15 protein-coding genes and 2 riboswitches are annotated in these 17,533 nt (G+C 64.1%); of the genes, 7 read left to right on the forward strand and 8 right to left on the reverse strand.

Annotated features, from left to right (window positions below):
• The first annotated feature begins 9 nt into the window (after positions 1-9).
• The 7 genes from F757_RS0106040 to F757_RS0106070 all read left to right on the forward strand — a co-directional run bounded on the left by F757_RS0106040 (position 10) and on the right by F757_RS0106070 (position 5,936).
• Positions 10-654: a methyltransferase family protein gene (locus F757_RS0106040; protein ID WP_027210626.1), complete on the forward strand. Its 645-nt coding sequence runs from the start codon at positions 10-12 to the stop codon at positions 652-654.
• 17 nt (positions 655-671) lie between these two features.
• A complete protein-coding gene (locus F757_RS0106045; RefSeq protein ID WP_027210627.1) occupies positions 672-1,475 on the forward strand; it encodes a glutathione S-transferase family protein in 804 nt (267 codons plus the stop codon).
• 10 nt (positions 1,476-1,485) lie between these two features.
• Positions 1,486-1,959, forward strand: coding sequence for a membrane protein (locus tag F757_RS0106050; RefSeq protein WP_027210628.1), 474 nt, complete (start codon positions 1,486-1,488; stop codon positions 1,957-1,959).
• Complete coding sequence (locus F757_RS0106055) at positions 1,949-2,983, forward strand: DUF2156 domain-containing protein (RefSeq protein ID WP_027210629.1); 1,035 nt, start codon at positions 1,949-1,951, stop codon at positions 2,981-2,983. Before F757_RS0106050 ends, F757_RS0106055 begins: the two co-directional genes overlap by 11 nt.
• Entirely contained in the window at positions 2,983-4,305 is a 1,323-nt protein-coding gene (locus F757_RS0106060; protein ID WP_027210630.1) for an NAD(P)/FAD-dependent oxidoreductase, read from the forward strand. The genes F757_RS0106055 and F757_RS0106060 overlap by 1 nt, the downstream gene beginning before the upstream one ends.
• Before the next feature lie 13 nt (positions 4,306-4,318).
• Positions 4,319-5,476 (forward strand): acyl-CoA dehydrogenase family protein, encoded by a 1,158-nt coding sequence (locus F757_RS0106065; RefSeq protein ID WP_027210631.1) that lies wholly within the window; start codon positions 4,319-4,321, stop codon positions 5,474-5,476.
• Positions 5,477-5,555: 79 nt separating this feature from the next.
• On the forward strand, positions 5,556-5,936 hold the full coding sequence (locus F757_RS0106070) for a hypothetical protein (RefSeq protein WP_013590037.1): 381 nt from the start codon (positions 5,556-5,558) through the stop codon (positions 5,934-5,936).
• A 6-nt stretch (positions 5,937-5,942) separates the two neighbouring features.
• Here F757_RS0106070 and F757_RS0106075 read toward each other — a convergent pair whose 3' ends face one another.
• From F757_RS0106075 to F757_RS0106110, 8 genes are all read right to left on the reverse strand, one after another.
• Positions 5,943-7,661, reverse strand: a complete 1,719-nt coding sequence (locus F757_RS0106075; protein WP_027210632.1) for a thiamine pyrophosphate-binding protein — start codon at positions 7,659-7,661, stop codon at positions 5,943-5,945.
• Between the two features lie 288 nt (positions 7,662-7,949).
• A complete protein-coding gene (locus F757_RS0106080; RefSeq protein WP_027210633.1) occupies positions 7,950-9,338 on the reverse strand; it encodes an L-serine ammonia-lyase in 1,389 nt (462 codons plus the stop codon).
• 26 nt (positions 9,339-9,364) lie between these two features.
• Complete coding sequence (locus F757_RS0106085; RefSeq protein WP_027210634.1) at positions 9,365-10,492, reverse strand: alginate lyase family protein; 1,128 nt, start codon at positions 10,490-10,492, stop codon at positions 9,365-9,367.
• Between the two features lie 115 nt (positions 10,493-10,607).
• A complete protein-coding gene (gcvP, locus tag F757_RS0106090; protein ID WP_027210635.1) occupies positions 10,608-13,544 on the reverse strand; it encodes an aminomethyl-transferring glycine dehydrogenase in 2,937 nt (978 codons plus the stop codon).
• Positions 13,545-13,629: 85 nt separating this feature from the next.
• Complete coding sequence (gene gcvH / locus F757_RS0106095; protein WP_013340913.1) at positions 13,630-14,010, reverse strand: glycine cleavage system protein GcvH; 381 nt, start codon at positions 14,008-14,010, stop codon at positions 13,630-13,632.
• A 70-nt stretch (positions 14,011-14,080) separates the two neighbouring features.
• On the reverse strand, positions 14,081-15,199 hold the full coding sequence (gcvT, locus tag F757_RS0106100) for a glycine cleavage system aminomethyltransferase GcvT (RefSeq protein WP_027210636.1): 1,119 nt from the start codon (positions 15,197-15,199) through the stop codon (positions 14,081-14,083).
• Between the two features lie 79 nt (positions 15,200-15,278).
• Positions 15,279-15,438: riboswitch (glycine riboswitch) on the reverse strand.
• 53 nt (positions 15,439-15,491) lie between these two features.
• Positions 15,492-15,590: riboswitch (glycine riboswitch) on the reverse strand.
• Between the two features lie 69 nt (positions 15,591-15,659).
• On the reverse strand, positions 15,660-16,010 hold the full coding sequence (locus F757_RS0106105; protein WP_027210637.1) for a hypothetical protein: 351 nt from the start codon (positions 16,008-16,010) through the stop codon (positions 15,660-15,662).
• A 177-nt stretch (positions 16,011-16,187) separates the two neighbouring features.
• Positions 16,188-17,237 (reverse strand): oxidoreductase, encoded by a 1,050-nt coding sequence (locus tag F757_RS0106110; RefSeq protein ID WP_027210638.1) that lies wholly within the window; start codon positions 17,235-17,237, stop codon positions 16,188-16,190.
• Positions 17,238-17,533 lie beyond the last annotated feature (296 nt).

Here is a 17,533-nt window from a genome sequence, read left to right on the forward strand (position 1 = left end):
GAGCCCGACATGATCCGCAAGTTCCTCACCGGTCTCGCCGCCGTCGCGTTGATCTTCGCGCTGCCGGCTTTGCTGCTTCAGCCGCAGGCGCTTCTCTCGTCGAAACTCTGGGCGGTCGCCATGGCAGGCATGCTCGCCTCGCTGACGCAGCCAGCGTATAGCCCACTCGATCATGATGCGCCGCCCGAAGATCGAGGCACGGCAAAGCAGCTCGTGTGGACGGTCTACCTGACCCTGCTCGCGGGCATGGTCGAGTCTTTGACACTGCGCTACCCCGAGAGCATGGCATGGGACGCGTTCGCGGTTGGCGCGTTTGGCGTCGCGATTGCCGGGGCGTTGTTGCGCGCATGGGCTGTGGCGGCCCTAGGACGGTTTTTTACCTGGCACGTTCGGGTCCAGAGGGGACAGCAGGTCGTGTCGAGCGGACCTTATCGTCTGATGCGTCATCCGAGCTACACCGGAGCGTGGTTCCTTTACGTCGGAATTCTTCTTGCCATGCACGCCCCGCTTGCCGCGGCGCTGGCTGGCTTCCTTCTGCTGGTCGCGTTCGTGAGGCGCATCGGGTACGAAGAACAACTGATGCTGCACACCTTCGGCGACGAGTATCTCAGCTATAGCCGCCGCGTAAAACGCCTCCTTCCACTCGTCTGGTAATTTCGGAGAGATACACCGTGCTGACACTTCATCACTCGCCGTTTTCAGTTGCTTCACAAAAGGTCCGGCTCGCGCTTGCCGAAAAGCAGCTGGAATGGAACGACAGACTCATCGACCTCCTTGCGGGGGAGCATCTTTCGGCGGACTTTCTCCAACTCAACGCCCGCGCCGAGGTTCCCGTCCTCGAGCACGACGGACGCGTGCTGACTGACTCGTGGTTGATCTGCGAGTACCTCGACGAGGCTTTTGCACAGCATCCGCTAATGCCTGCCGCCGCACCGGATCGCTATGTGGCGCGCCAATGGAATCAGTGGATAGATCGCGAATTGCATCATGCGTCTGGCGTGGTGACGTATGCCGTGCTCGCGCGGCCTTTGCTGCTCGAACAGCCACATGAGGTCGTGAGCGCTTTGTTGCAGGCGATCCCCGATGCGAAGGTTCGTGCCTGGCGCGCGAGCGTGCTCGAGCATGGTCTCGACGCGCCGGAGCTGAAGCACTGTGTTGGCCAGTATCGCGCGTTCTTCAGGCGCATGGAGGCGCAACTCGGCGACGCACACGCGTGGCTCGCCGGCTCCACATGCAGTCTTGCCGACTTTGCGGCACTGCCCTATGTCATGCGCGCCGAACACGTGGGACTGGGCGACATGATGACTTTTGAGGAAGTGCCGAACGTCCGCGCGTGGTATCTGCGGATGCTCGCGAGGCCCTCCATGCAGGCGTCGTTCGTACGGTACCTGGATGCAGACTCGCAGAGCCTGCTGACGAAGCTGGTGATCGCGGCACATCAGAAGTTAGCGGCGCTAGTGCAGCAGACGGCCTGACGAGGACCCGATGGATCACCACAACCTCTTTGAGACGCCGGTGACGTACAGACTGATCCGCCTCGAGTACCTGGCCGCGCTCACCATATGCGTCGGGTTGCTCGTCGCGCACTGGACACAGATTCGCTGGTGGGCGTTCGCGTTCCTGTTTCTATATATCGACCTGATCGGTTATCTGCCAGGCGCCGTCGCACACCGGCGTCAGTATGGAAGAATCGCGCGTCGTTTCTACGTTCTGTACAACGTTGCGCACAGCGCTCTATCAGGTCTTTTCGTCGCAGCGGCGTGGGCCTGGTTTGTCGAGCCCGAATGGGCCCTGCTGGCCATTCCCATTCACCTGTGCGGCGACCGGGCGATATTTGGCAATTTTCTGAAGCCGTTCGGGCTGAGCTTCGAGCCTGCGTTGCATCCCGACTTCGCGGCATTCAAAACAAGCTATGCACAAAGTGTCGCGCACGAGAGAGGAGGCGCAGATGCAGCCTGAGCTTTGCGTGACCACGTCAGCCCCTACCGCGCCTGAACAAGCGTTGGACACGCTGCGGACATACGCTGATCATCCGTCCGCCCTTCTGGCAATGAACCGGCACACCTCACGATTTCAAGTGCCGGATATCGGCGGCATGATCGCCTATCGGTTCGCGGGGCGGGCGCATGTGGTGATGGTCGCGGGGATTACCGCGGCACCCGACAAGCGCGCCGCATTGCTCGATCGGTTTTTGCAATGGGCGTGCCGCGAGCGCCGCAAAGTTGTCGCGGTGCAGTTGCTGCGCGGCGACGCGGAGCTGTTTGTGAGCCGCGGGTTCAGCGTTAATCAGATCGGCGCTTCGTATAGCGTGACGCTTGAGCAATTCAAGCTTTCGGGCACGCCGTTCATCAAGCTTCGCAACAAGATTTCCCGCGCCCGCCGCAGCGGCGTGCGCGTGCTCGAACTCGGTGCCGACCTGTTGGCCACGGCGCCTGTGTGGGACGCCATCGCAACTATCGACCGCGAATGGATCGGAGAAAAAGGTGCGAAAGAGCTGGCGTTCCTGATAGGCGAGGTGGGTGCTCCTGCAGACTTCGACCGGTCCTACAAGCGGATCTTCGTGGCCATGCTGAACGACACACCGGTTGCATATGTGCTCTATACCGCGAGCTTCGGTCAGCACTCCGGCTGGATGCACGACCTCAGCCGCCGCAAGCCCGACGCGCCGAGCGGGGTGATGGAACTGATCAACGTAACGGCCGTCGAGCGCTTTATCGCCGAAGGCGCCCGCATGCTGAACTTCGGTTTTACGCCGCTGACGTCGCTGAATCCCGCGCATGAGTTGCCAGCATTCAGCCGAATGACGGCGTGGGCCTTCCAGCAACTGGCACAGCATGGCAGCTTTATCTACCCCGCGCAGGCGCAACTGCAATACAAACTCAAGTGGGCACCGGACCTGGTTCAGCCTGAGTATGTTGCCTTCGAGCGAGGCGGCACGCTCGGGGGATTGTGGCAATTCCTGCGTCTGACGAGGGCCATCTGATGGCGCGTGTCGTTCCGCCAGTCGTTCAGGCTGCTCATACAAGCGTGTGGCTCGACAGTCCAATCGACGAGCTCACTGCCGCTGCGCCCGGCGACACGGCTTGCGACGTTGCGATAGTCGGCGGAGGTCTCGCGGGACTGTCCACGGCCTTGCATCTCAAGCTGCTTGCGCCGCGGCTCGATGTACTAGTGCTCGAAGCGGGTCGCATCGGATATGGGCAGAGCGGCTTGAGTTCGGGCCAGTGCGCGCCGCGAATCGGCCCGCCGATAGAAAAGCAGGTGAGATCGCTCGGAGCTGAGTTCGCAAGAGCGGCGCATCAATATTCGCTCGATGCAGTTGAGTTGGTGCGCCAGGTCGTGGCGGAATTCGCCATCGACTGCGAGATGCACCACGCGGGCCAGTGGCAGGTCGCGTTGCGGGACACCGACGCATTGCAGCTTGAAAACCGCGCGCAGGTTTTCTCTTCACTGGGCTTCGACCTGCCGTTGCTTTCGGCTGATGCAGTGCGCGCGTCGCTACCGGATGCCCACCGCATTCGCAACGCGCTTGTGTTTCCGGCGAGCACGCTTAATCCCGCGCGACTGTGCGTCGGCCTGAAGCGGGCGGCGCTCGCACACGGCGTTCGCATTCACGAAAACACTCGCATTGTCCGCATGGAGCGCAGCACCAGCGCACTCGTCACAGCTCGCGGCACGGTTCGGGCGTCGCACGTCGTCCTGGCGGTGGACAGCGGCATCGGCAACCTGGGTTTGCTGCGGCGCAACGTCATACCGGTCGCTGCGTTCGGCGCGCGCACGCGGCCGCTCTCTGAGGCGGAGCGCGCTTCGATTGGCTGGACCGATGGGCAAGGTATTTTCGATGCGCGTCCTCTCTTCAATTTCATGCGCCCTCTCGCTGACGGACGTCTGCTGATCGGGGGTAGTTACCGGTTCGCTGCCAATAACGCTATTGCTTCGCCCCTCGCCGCGCGCTGCGCAGAAGAACTCAGCGAACAGTTGGCGATGTTTTTCCCGTCACTTCGCTCGGTACCGTTCGACGCCCGCTGGCATGGCTTACTCGGATGCACGCTCAACGACTGGCCAATTGTCGCGCCGCTCGATCTGGACTGCCGCCATTGGCATGTCGGAGCGTGGAACGGGCACGGCATTGCGCTGGCCATGTCGGCGGGGCGGGATCTCGCTCGCACGCTGACCGGGCTCAGCCCCATGCCCGAGGTTCCGTGGTGCTGTCCGCGTGCGCCTCGCGTTCCGGCCCGTCTGCTCGCAGGCTTGTTGCCTCTTTACCTCGGATGGCTGCGCCGTTCGAGCCGAATCACCTACTAAAAAAGGAAAACTCATGCTTCTGCAAGATTCCCGCGCCGTGCTCGAACAGTACGCGCCAGGATTGGATGGCGAACTCGCTGCGCAAGGCCTGCTCGTCATGGAAGACAAAGAACCTGCGGCTATCAGGGCTCTTATCCGCAGGTACCGGTTGCCGCGCCTGTGGGTGCCGTCGTCGCTCGGCGGTGCGGCAATCTCGCCATATGACGGCATTCGCATGCAGCGCGCCGTGGCGGCACGCGCGCCGTCCATGGCGCTCATGCTGACCATGCACAATTTCACGGTGAGTTTCTGTAACGCACTCGCGGACTATGTGCCGTGCTGCGAGAGAATGTTGCGCGACGTCGCGCATGACGACCTGCTTGTCGCGTCCGCTTTCGCTGAAGGACGGCGCGGAGCCGGCATCCTCGACTCCACGGTCTACATGACGCCAGATGGTGCTGACTTCCTGATCGACGGCAGCAAGAAGCCCTGCACGATGTCGGGCTGCATGGACATCATCACGGTGGGCGTTGCGGTGAAGACGCCGGACGGCGGCAAACGGACCGGCCTTGCCGTTCTTCCCGCCGGCGAGCCGGGCGTCACGCAGCGGCCGTTCTGGAGCGTGCCGCTGCTCGCCGCCGCTGATAACCACGAGCTGCGCTTCGACAAGGTCAGGGTCTCAGCGGATCAGGTGCTGCTTGCAGCCGAAGGCGACAACGAGACCGCGCAAGTCGTGGCGGCCGCCGAAGTGTTGGGTCTGTGCTGGTTCGAGATCGTTGCATCGGCCAGTTACCTCGGCGCGGTGAGCGGCATGGCAGAGCGCGTTGTGGCTGATACGGGCGTTGACGAGACCGAGCGCGTGCTGCTTGGCGGTGAGCTGGAGTCGGCGCAGGCGGCGCTGGACGGCGCGGTTCATCTGATGCAGACGTGCGAGCCTAACGAAAGCCTGCTTGCACGGGTGCTGATGATCCGCTTCGGCGTGCAACGCATTATCGAGCGATGCGCGATGCAGGCAGCGGAGCTCGCAGGCGGCCTTGCCTTCGTTCGTGACCGCGAGCTTATGACGCAATTGGCAATTAGCCGCTGTCTTGCGTTCCATCCCATCAGCCGCAAGGCCGCACGCCCGCTGCTCGCGGCATGGCTGGAGGCCGGCGCGAGCGGCCCGTCGGCTGCAGTCGCCGCCGCAAACTAGGCAATCGGGCGAGCACCGCGTATGGAAATCCACGCGGTTCGCCGCCGCATGCTCTGCTGAGTCATTCGACGAGGACTATATGAAGCTAGTTGTTTCGGCGTCGCTGATGTTCGCCGCCGTAATCCATCTTTTGCCGCTCTCGGGCGTGCTGGGCGTGCGCCGGCTTGCCAGCCTCTATGGAATCGAGGTTGGCGAGCCGAATCTGTCGGTTCTCATGCGGCATCGCGCGGTGTTGTTTGGGCTGCTTGGCCTGTTTGTCTTTCACGCCGCCTTCAATGCTGAGTTGCAGCCGCTCGCGTTCGTCGGCGCTTTCGTGAGCGTCTGCGCTTTCCTGTGCCTCGCATGGCTCGGCGGCCCGGTCAATGCGTACTTGCGTCGCGTCGTCTGGATAGATCTCATTGCAGTAGTCGTGCTGGCGTGCGGCGCTGCGGTACGCATATGGGCCGGTGCTGGCGAGTGAAGCCGACTACTCTCCGCGCAACTTTCTCCCCTGCTCGCGAATCTGCTCCAGCGTCGCGCCCGGCGTGCTCGCCTCCTGCGGCATGCGGATCTCGATCACCGCGGCGCGCCCTGCTTGCAGCGAACGCTGCAGCGCCGGTAGAAAATCTTCTGTGCGCTCGACAAGCTCACCATGTGCGCCGAACGACCGCGCGAACGCCGCGAAGTCCGGATTGGTGAGCCCGGTGCCATGCACGCGATGCGGATAATGCCTCTCCTGGTGCATGCGGATCGTGCCGAACTGACTGTTATTCACCACGATGAAAAGCACGTGCAGGTCGTATTGCATCGCGGTGGCGAGTTCCTGCGCGGCCATCATGAAGCAGCCGTCGCCGGCCAGCGCGACCACCGCACGCTGCGGATACAGCGACTTCGCAGCAATCGCGGCCGGCACGCCGTAACCCATCGCGCCGCTCGTCGGTGCAAGTTGCGAGCGGTACTGGCGATACGAAAAGTGCCGATGCAGCCACGTCGCGTAGTTGCCGGCGCCGTTGGTGAGGATCGCGTCGTCGGGTAGATGCGCGCGCAACTGTTGAATGACTTCACCCATTTGCACGTTGCCCGGAATGGGCCGAGGCTTGCGCCATTCGAGATACGCGCCGTGCGCTTCTTGCGCCGCGCCCGCCCATGGGAGCGGGCCCGCAGAAGGTTGCAAGCTCGCAAGCGCCGCCGCGAGTTCCGGCATGCCCGAAACGATCGGCAAATCGGCGGCATATACGCGGCCCAGTTCTTCGGCGCCCTGATGCACGTGAACGAGCGTCTGCTTCGTCTTCGGAATGTCGAGCAGCGTGTAGCCGTTCGTCGTGGCCTCGCCAAGACGCGGTCCCAGCGCGAGCAGCAGGTCGGCGTCGCGAATACGCTGCGCCAGCGCGGGATTGATGCCGAGACCGACATCGCCCGCATAATTCGGATGCTCGTTATCCAGCGTGTCCTGGAAGCGGAATGCGAGGCCGATCGGCAATTGCCAGTTTTCGACGAAGCGTTGCAGGTCCGCACATGCGGCGGGTGTCCAGCCGCTGCCGCCCGCGATCACCATGGGTCGCTGCGCGCGTTGGAGCAACTCACGCAGCCGGTCGATCTGCGCGGCCGAGGGTGACGCCGCCACGCGTTGATAAGCGGGCGCGCCCGGTACGGCGGCGCAAGCATCGCTCAGCACGTCTTCAGGCAAGGACAGCACCACGGGCCCGGGCCGCCCCGAAGTCGCCGTATGAAACGCGTGGCTCAGATACTCGGGAATGCGCTTCGCATCGTCGATCTGCGCCACCCACTTTGCCATCTGCCCGAACATGCGCCGGTAGTCGATCTCCTGAAAAGCCTCGCGGTCGAGGTGCTCGCGCGCGCACTGGCCGATCAGCAGAATCATCGGCGTAGAGTCCTGAAACGCAGTGTGCACGCCGATGGACGCATGCGTCGCGCCGGGGCCGCGAGTGACGAGCGCCACGCCCGGGCGGCCGGTCAGTTTGCCGACCGCTTCTGCCATGTTGGCGGCCGCCGCTTCGTGACGGCAGACGATTGTCTGAATGCGCCCGGTTTCATCGTGCAGCGAATCGAGCACCGCGAGAAAGCTCTCGCCGGGGACGCAGAAAACACGCTCGACACCGTGCGTGAGCAAAGCATCGACGACCAGGCGCGCGCCGGTCGTTTGGGCGGCAGCGGATTCGGAAACGGGAGCATTCGGCAGCGACATCGCGATGGAGCCTCCAGGCTATGAGTGCATGAGTGCGGTGAGGGCAATGAATCGCCGGCTTGATAGCATGCCTGCCGACCGGCGCCCCAACAGCTTACGCCGACAGCCCGCGCAGTGTCACGGCGCAGCGCAATGCGATGCGATGCGATGTCGCGCAAGGTGTCGGTGTTGCGATGAGCAAAACAAAAAACGCGGGCTCTCGGGCCCGCGTTTGCCTGTGCTGCACATCATTCAACCGATGTCCGGTTTAACCGGACGAACCGCGGACAAACGCCGGACAAACACCGGTCAGCATTCGACGATATTCACCGCCAGGCCGCCGCGTGACGTCTCCTTGTACTTCGTTTTCATGTCCGCGCCGGTTTCGCGCATGGTCTTGATGACGGAATCGAGCGACACGTAATGGCTGCCGTCGCCGCGCAATGCCATGCGCGCCGCGTTGACCGCCTTCACCGACGCCATCGCATTTCTCTCGATGCAGGGAATCTGCACCATGCCGCCAACCGGATCGCAGGTGAGCCCGAGGTTGTGCTCCATGCCGATCTCCGCTGCGTTTTCGACTTGCCTGGGCGTGCCGCCCATCACCGCCGCGAGCGCGCCCGCAGCCATGGAGCACGCAACGCCCACCTCGCCCTGACACCCCACTTCCGCGCCGGAAATAGAGGCATTCAGCTTGTAGAGAATGCCGATGGCTGCCGCCGTCATCAGGAAGTCGATCACGCCCTGCTCGTTCGCACCGGGCATGAAGCGCGTGTAGTAATGCAGCACGGCCGGAATGATGCCGGCGGCGCCGTTGGTCGGCGCGGTGACGACGCGCCCGCCCGCGGCGTTTTCCTCATTGACGGCAATGGCGTACAGATTGATCCAGTCGACCATGGAGAGCGGATCGCGCAGCGCCAGCTCGGGGTTGCCCGACAGCGCGCGATACAGCTGCGGCGCACGGCGCTTTACCTGGAACGGGCCGGGCAAATTGCCGTCCGCATCCGGGTTATTGATGCCGCAACCGCGCGCCACGCACGACTGCATCACGTCCCAGATTTTCAGCAGGCCCGCGCGTGTTTCCTCTTCCGTGTGCCACGCGCGTTCGTTGTCCCACATCAATTGCGCGATGCTTTTGCCGGTGGATTCGCACAGCGCGAGCAACTCGTTGCCGCTGCGAAACGAATGCGGCAATTGATCCACGGCCGCCAGCACCTTGGTATTTGGCGCGCCGGCCGTCACCACGAAGCCGCCGCCCACGGATAGATACGTCGACTCGCGCAACGTCTCGCCTTGCCCGTCGAAAGCACGCAGCTTCAGGCCGTTCGGGTGTTCGGGCAGCGCCTGGCGATAGAAGGAAATGTGTTCTTTCTGCACGAACGGCACCTCATGCGTGCCGAGCAAGGCGAGCTTGCGTGTGCTGCGCACCGCTTCCAGGCGCTCGCCGATCGTGTCGGGGTTGACGGTGTCGGGTGCGTCGCCCATCAGGCCGAGCATCACGCCGCGGTCCGTGCCGTGGCCCTTGCCCGTCGCGCCGAGCGAGCCGTACAGATCCACCTTGACGGACGCGGTGTTCGCCAGCAGCCCGTCGCGTTCGAGCCCTTGCGCGAACATCAGCGCCGCGCGCATCGGCCCAACCGTATGCGAGCTTGACGGACCAATGCCGATTTTGAAGAGATCGAACACGCTGACTGCCATTTACTGCTCCTGCTGATGATGTTGGATTAGCGCGCCGTCATGGGCAAACACACGGCAAGCCATGCGGGCGGCGTTGCTGCGAGTTGCAGCGCGATCGGCGTATAGCGTCCGTCGAGGCGCGCCGCCAGGTGAAACAGTTCTGCCGCGTTCTTCGGATCCCACTGACCTGAATAGCCCGGCAAACCGGCTTCACGGCGTTTTGCGTCGAATGCGACGCTCGAATGCACGAATTCCTCATGCGTCTTGTTGCCGGACGCATAGGGCGCGAGCCAGTTAAGCGCCGCTTGCAGCGACGCGCCGTTCGCCCCCTTCTCCGGCAGCCAGTTGCGGTTGTGACGACGCGCCGCGAGCGCGGCCGTGACGAGCGGCTGCAGGTCGTACGTGACATAGTGCAGCGCGTCGCGTTCGGCGAAATCAATAGTCGAGCCGTCCGGCTCGATGTTGTCGCCGATATGCTCGACAAAGAGACGCTGCGCCGCGTTGATCATCTTGCGGTTATCGAGCGTGAACGCGGCCATTGCAATCAGTTTGATGCGGTGGCTTTGCCAGTTGTTCCGGTAATTGCCTTTGAGCGGACGCGGCTGCTCATCGATCTGCCCGATATAGCCGTTGGCGAGCTTCGCCAGAAACGCCATGGACGCATTGCGCGTTTTGACGGGCAGCGCGCTCGCGGTCATGTCGTACGCGAGGATCAAGCCTTCGAAATGCGTTTCGTCGATGGGATTGAAGCTCGGCTGATAGGTCGTGACCCACGCGTAAAGCAAACGGTCGACGAGCTTCAGATAGCGGTCGTCGCTGGTAGCGCGCCAGGCGAGCGCGGCGTCGCGCAGCAGCGCGAGGTCCTTCTCCGCTTCCACGCTCTGATCGTAAATGCCTTCGTGCGGCAGCGTGCCTTCCGTGTGCAGTTTGGCCTGGGCATGCGGCGGGTCGTTCAGATGCGCCTGCACATTGCTCACCAAAGCCTTCACGCCAGGATCGGCGTTCGTGCGCTCGCTGGTTTGCCACGCCGGGGCCGCACAGAAATTCATGGCGGCCTGCGCGTGCCGCAGCGGCAGCCAGGCGATAGCGCCGGCAAAGAGCCATGCACAAGCCTGCCTCCTACGGATTCGCGTTGCTTCGGCCGGGCCTTGCATCAATCGCACCTTTCGCACCATGCGGAACTCCTCGTTGGGCTGATTCGGTGTGAGATGTTAGCCGTTTGCGGCGTGAAGCGACAGAACCGCGCAGCGCCCGCCTACCAATACGGACGATGCGCGGCAAAGGCACCGCTCACTCGTAATCGGCGACCGGCACGCACGAGCAGAACAGGTTGCGATCGCCATACGCGTTGTCCGCGCGGCCGACCGGCGGCCAGTACTTCTTCGCGATCAGCGTGGGCAGCGGGTACGCGGCGGTTTCGCGCGCATACGCATGCTTCCACTCGTCGGCGATCACGACTGCCGCGGTGTGCGGCGCGTGCTTCAGCGGGTTGTCTTCGCGGTCCGCGCGGCCTTCTTCCACATCGCGAATTTCCTGGCGGATCGCGATCATGGCTTCGATGAAACGGTCGAGTTCTTCCTTCGATTCCGATTCGGTCGGCTCGACCATCAGCGTGCCCGGCACCGGGAAGCTCATGGTCGGCGCGTGGAAGCCGTAGTCGGCGAGGCGCTTGGCAACGTCGTCGACGGTAATGCCGCTCGTTTCCTTGATGGGACGCAGGTCCAGAATGCATTCGTGCGCGACGAGGCCGCCGGGGCCGGAGTACAGCACCGGATAATGCGGCGCCAGTTTCTTCGCCACGTAGTTCGCATTGAGGATCGCCGTTTCGGTCGCGGCCGTGAGGTTCTTTGCGCCCATCATCGCGATATACATCCACGAAATCGGCAGGATCGACGCCGAGCCGTACGGTGCACCGGACACAGCGCCAATGCCGTTCGGCGCGCGTTCGTAGCCCGACGAAATCTGATTGGGCAGGAACTGCGCGAGGTGCGCGCCGACCGCGACCGGGCCGACGCCCGGTCCGCCGCCGCCGTGCGGAATGCAGAAGGTCTTGTGCAGGTTCAGGTGCGAGACGTCGCCGCCGAACTGGCCCGGCGCCGTCAAGCCGACCATGGCGTTCATGTTCGCGCCGTCCACATACACCTGGCCGCCGCGCGCATGCACGATCTCGCAAATTTCGCGCACGTTCGCCTCGAACACGCCGTGCGTGGACGGATACGTGATCATGATCGCCGCGAGTTTGTCCGCGTGCTGATCGGCCTTCTTCTTCAGGTCTTCAATGTCGACGTTGCCCTGCGCGTCGCATGCCACCACCACCACCTGCATGCCGGCCATCTGCGCCGACGCCGGGTTGGTGCCGTGCGCCGACGCGGGAATCAGGCACACATTGCGATGCGCTTCGCCGCGCGACGCGTGATAGGCGTGGATGATCAACAGGCCCGCGTACTCGCCTTGCGAGCCGGCGTTCGGCTGCAAGGAAACGGCTGCATAGCCGGTAGCGGCGACCAGCATCGCTTCGAGTTGATCGATCATTTCCCGGTAGCCGACGGTTTGCTCAGCCGGCGCGAACGGATGGATCTGGCCGAATTCCGGCCACGTGACCGGCAGCATTTCCGAAGTCGCGTTTAGCTTCATCGTGCAGGAGCCGAGCGGAATCATCGAACGGTCGAGCGCGAGGTCCTTGTCGGAGAGGCTGCGCAGATAGCGCAGCATTTCCGTTTCGGAATGGTGTCGGTTGAACACGTGGTGCGTGAGATACGCGCTCGTGCGTTCGAGCGATTGAGGCACCGAGGCGGTGTTCGAAGCGGTCAAGGCCGCGTCGAGCGCGTCGACTTGCGGCAGCTCGCTCACGCCGGCGGCTTGCGCGAACACCGCGAGCAGATCCGCCAGATCGCCGCGCGTGGTGGTTTCGTCGATCGACACGCCGACTCGCGTATCGCTCACGCGGCGCAGATTGATGCGCTTCGCTTTGGCCGCGTCGTGCAGCGCTTCAGTGCGCGCGCCGCTTTCGAACGTGAGCGTGTCGAAGAATGTTTCATTGACGAGCGAGTAGCCGAGCTGCTTTGCGCCCTGCGCGAGCAAAGCCGCGATGCGGTTCACGCGCAGCGCGATGGTCTTCAGGCCGCGCGGGCCATGATAGACCGCGTACATGCTGGCCATGATGGCAAGCAGCGCCTGCGCGGTACACACGTTCGACGTGGCCTTCTCGCGACGAATATGCTGTTCGCGCGTTTGCAGCGCAAGACGCAGCGCGGGGTTGCCTTGCGCGTCGACCGTCACGCCGACCAGACGGCCCGGCATCTGACGCTTGAATTCGTCGCGCACCGCGAGGTAAGCCGCATGCGGGCCGCCGAAACCGACCGGCACGCCAAAGCGCTGGGTATTGCCCACGGCCACGTCCGCGCCCCATTCGCCGGGCGGCGTGAGAAGGGTCAGCGCGAGCAGGTCGGCGGCGACTACCACGTGGCCGCCGGCTGCGTGGATCGCTTCGGTGAGCGCGCGGTAGTCGCGCACGTCGCCGTTCACGCCGGGATACTGCAGCAGCACGCCGAATGCATTGGCATTCGCAGCTTCGTCTGCCGGGCCCACTTTCACTTCTATGCCGACCGGCGTGGCGCGCGTTTTCACCACTTCTATGGTTTGCGGCAACACGTCGTCGGCCACGTAGAACACGTTGGACGTGGGCTTGCCGACGCGCTGCAGCAGCGTCATGGCTTCAGCCGCGGCGGTTGCCTCGTCGAGCAGCGAGGCGTTCGAAATGGCGAGGCCCGTCAGATCGACCACCATCTGCTGGAAGTTCAGCAGCGCTTCCAGCCGGCCTTGCGAGATTTCCGGCTGATACGGCGTGTAGGCCGTGTACCACGCCGGATTCTCCAGCACGTTACGCAGAATCACGGTCGGCGTGTGCGCGTTGTAATAGCCTTGCCCAATGTAGGAGCGGAACACCTGATTCCTGTCCGCGAGTTCGCGCAATGCTGCGAGCGCTTCCGCTTCGCTCTTGGGCTGCGCGAAGGGACCGAGCGGCAGCGGCTCGGTGCGGCGGATCGTCTGCGGAATCACGGCGTCGATCAACGCCGCGCGCGATGCGAAGCCGAGTGCTTCGAGCATGGCCTGCTGGTCGGCCGAATCCGGGCCGATGTGCCGTTCGGCGAAGGCGTCATGCACTTCGAGCGCGGCAAGCGAGAGAGGAGTGCGGTTCATCAGACGATCCGGGTGTTCGAGCTTCATGGTGTTCCTGGCGGTGCGGCTGTCCTCACGCGAAGGGCGCGCCGCACCTGACGGTTAGACGAGATATGACTCAGCGACAGATCGCTCAGGCGCCGATGGACTTCGTGTACGCGTCGGCGTCGATCAGGCGATCTTGCGTGGCGCCGGCAGCCGGCTTGATCTTGAAGAGCCAGCTCTCGTACGGGGTGCTGTTGACCGAATCCGGCGAGTCGGCGACGGCGCTGTTCGCCTCGATGACTTCGCCCGAGACCGGCGCGTAAATGTCCGAAGCGGCTTTGACCGACTCGATCACCGCGACCGTGTCGCCGGCCGTCACGGTTTTGCCCAGTTGCTGGACTTCGAAGAAGACGATGTCGCCGAGCGCTTCCTGCGCGTGGTCGGTAATGCCGACCGTCAGCGTGCCGTCCGCTTCGGTGCGGACCCACTCGTGCGATTCGGTGTATTTCAGATCGGCCGGGATGCTCATCGGATGCTCCTATGCGGTGTGATTCGGTAATGGCTAATAAAGGGACGTGCGCGGTATTGCCTGCCGCGGCTCAAGCCGCCGCGAGCACTTTACCGTTGCGCACGAACGGCAGTTTTACCACGCTTGCAGGAACGGACTTGTCGCGAATCTGCACGTGGACCGTATCGCCCGGCTGTACGCCTTTCGGCACGCGCGCGAAGGCGATGGATTCCTGCATCGTGGGGGAAAATGTGCCGCTGGTGATTTCGCCTTCGCCGTGCGGCGTGACGACCTTTTGATGCGCGCGCAGCACGCCCGCGGCCTTGCCGTTTTCCTTGCGCAAGATCAGGCCGACGAAGGCGGCCTTTGAGCCGTCGACTTCCAGCCTGCTCTTGCCGACGAATTCGCGCGGTGAAGAAAGGTCGACGGTCCACGCGAGACCGGCGTCGAGCGGCGAGATGTTGTCGTCCATGTCCTGGCCGTACAGGTTCATGCCGGCCTCGAGGCGCAGCGTGTCGCGCGCACCCAGACCGGCCGGGCGCACGCCTTGCGCTTGCAGCGCATTCCACAGCGCGACCACGTGATCTGCCGGCACGATGATCTCGAAGCCGTCTTCGCCGGTGTAGCCAGTGCGGGCGACGGTCAGTTCGCCGAACGGGGTGCCTTCGACGCGCGCCGCGTTGAACGGCTTGAGCGCCTCGGTGGCGGCGCGCGTGGCGGGCACCGTTTGCCAGAACTTCTCACGCGCGTTCGGCCCCTGCACGGCGACAATCGCGAGATCGCGGCGCGGCGTGATGGTCAGGCCGAAGCCGCCTTCGTTCAGCTGATTGAACCACGCGATGTCTTTGTCGGCGGTGCCCGCGTTGACCACCACGCGGAAATGCTGTTCGCCGAAGTAATAGACGATCAGATCGTCGATCACGCCGCCTTCCGGGTTCAGCAGGCACGAGTACAGCGCGCGGCCCGGCGTTTGCAGCTTGGCGACGTTGTTGGCCAGCGCGTATTCGAAGAAGGCGCGCACGCGCTCGCCGGTGAAGTCGACGACGCACATGTGCGAGACGTCAAACATGCCCGCGTCGGTGCGCACCGCGCGGTGTTCGTCGATCTGCGAGCCGTAGTTGACGGGCATGTCCCAGCCGCCGAAATCGACCATGCGGGCATTGAGCGCACGATGGGTGGCGTTGAGCGGGGTGTGTTTGAGTTCGGTCATGGGGCCTCGGGCGTCTCGCGAAACAAAAAAGGCCATGCGGCGCCGCGCCTCGCGCCTTGTGGCTGCGAGCGTGGTGCTGCATGGCCCCTCTGTCCTCGATACCTGAGAGATTGCGCTGCCGTGGCGATGATTCGCCGCGGTTGAACGCGCGCCCCTTCGGTGGGCAGCTTGCCGGGTCTGCGCGCCGTATGCGGCGCATGCGGTGCAGACGGCTACTGCCGCTCTCCAGAGTGCGAAAAACGGCGCCTTGGTGTTGCCAGGTGCTGCGTGGCTGATACTTTGGCGGAGTTCTTCGACGCGTTCGGTCCTTTTGCCTGAGAGTTTGCGGGTGTGCCCCTTCGGCGGCGCGGCCTGCGAATTCAGCGGCCAGCGCGCTCTCCCGACGCGTGCGGCGAATTTACGCGAGGCCCGGGGGCTTGTCAAATAAAGGTCTGATCCGGCGACGTCCAGCCCTGCGTCGTCATTCCCCGATGGCGCGCGCCGCGCCGTCCAATTCCTCGTTGAGCACGCGCTGTTCGTCGGCGGACAGGCCGCCGCCGTGGTTTGCGGCCATGTCGTGAGCTTCGCGACGGATTACCTCCAGCCGATGATGCAGATCGCTGCCCTGCGGGGGCGGGTAATAGCCTAGGCTCACGCGCCTGTCGATACGGCGGCTCAGATTGTCGATGCGGCCGTCGACCTGGCGCAGGCGCTTGTCGGCAATCTGCTGCGGGTTCGGACGCGGCGCCGGCTCGGGCTGAGGCGCGAGCGCGCAGGCGGCAAGGGAACTGAGCAACGCGCAGGCGGCGAGCGCGCGGATGGTACGTGGCATGGACTCTCCGTGAAGTCGTTGTCTTTGTGCGGTGCTACACGCGTACCAACGGATCACGGCTGAATCGCGCTGACCCCGGAAGCTCGCGACTTTGTAACGTTATATTGCTTTCGGGCTTGTCAGCTTGCGCCTGGCGGGGCCGGCGCGAGATTATGCGACAGGCGCCCGCCATGCGCCCTAGCGGATACGCTGGAACGGCAGGCGCAAGCCTTCGTCGGAACTGCGGGCCGCGAGTTCGATGATCGTCATCACGTCGACGGCGTCCTGCGGCGTCACCGGGAACTTCGCGCCATGTTGAATCGTGTCGGCAAGGGCGATGTAGAAGTTCACATACTCGCCGTTGCGGGTGGGCAGTTCGCGTTCCACTTCGCGGCCGCCGTCGAGTACGCGCAGCGTGCCTGCGGCATTGCCCGCGGCGAAACCTTCGTCGCCCGGACGCAGGCCCGCTTTCAACTGGTCTTCCTGTGTGTCGAGTCCGTACTTGACGTAGCTGCCGCGCGTGCCGTGAATGACGAAGCGCGGCGCGACGATTGCGGTCAGCGCGCTCGCGTGCAGCACCACTTCGAATTCGCCGTAGCCAAGCTGGATGTGCGCGTAGTCGGGTGCGCTCGCCTGATCGCGATGCGTGCGCACCGTTGCGGCCACCGTCTGCGGCGCGCCGAACAGCGCGAGCGCCTGGTCGATCAGATGCGGCCCGAGATCGAACAGCAGACCGCCGCCGCGCGACGCTTCCTCGCGCCAACGCTGGCGCACTTCGGGCCGGAAGCGGTCGAAATGCGATTCATAGTGCGTGACCCGCCCCAACTCGCCGCTTGCGAGCAGATCGCGCACGGTCAGGAAGTCGCCGTCCCAGCGACGGTTGTGAAACGGCACGAATAGCTTGCCGCGCGCGAGTGCGATGTTGGCAAGCGTGTGCGCGTCGGCGGCGCTCAATGTCACCGGCTTGTCGACCACCACGTGCTTGCCTGCTTCCAGCGTGCGGCGCGCGAGGTCGAAGTGGGTGTCGTTGGGCGTGGCGATCACCACGCAGTCGATCTCGTCGAGCGCGAGCAGCGCGTCGAGGTCGGCAACGACCTTCGCGTGCGGATAGTCGGCGAGCGCGGCTTCCGGGCGGCCCGTGGCGATGGCCGCGACTCTCGCGCGGCCGCAGTGCTCGATTACCGGCGCATGAAAGGTCGCGCCTGCGAACCCGTAACCCATCAATCCAATTTTCAGCGATGCGGACATGCGTGTCTTCCTGCAAAAACGGCGCGCCGCTTTGCCACCGCGGCGGCGGCGCGCAACGCCGTCATTGTGGCATGGCGCGAATAGCGATTGCGCGAGAGGGGCGCTCGGGCGCTTTTGCAGCACCAGCCGGCCGGTGACGAAGTGGTCAGGAAGCGGTCCGGAAGCGGTCCCGAAGCGGCCCGCCCGACTCGACGGCGCGAATTCATGCGCGGTTTTCATCCGTGATAGCATCGCTCCTCTCGCGCAAAACGGCGCGTGCCGCAGCGTCTTCGCAGCCGCATTTCAACCGCAACACC

This window comes from Burkholderia sp. WSM2232 (genome assembly GCF_000472545.1).
Lineage (GTDB): Bacteria > Pseudomonadota > Gammaproteobacteria > Burkholderiales > Burkholderiaceae > Paraburkholderia.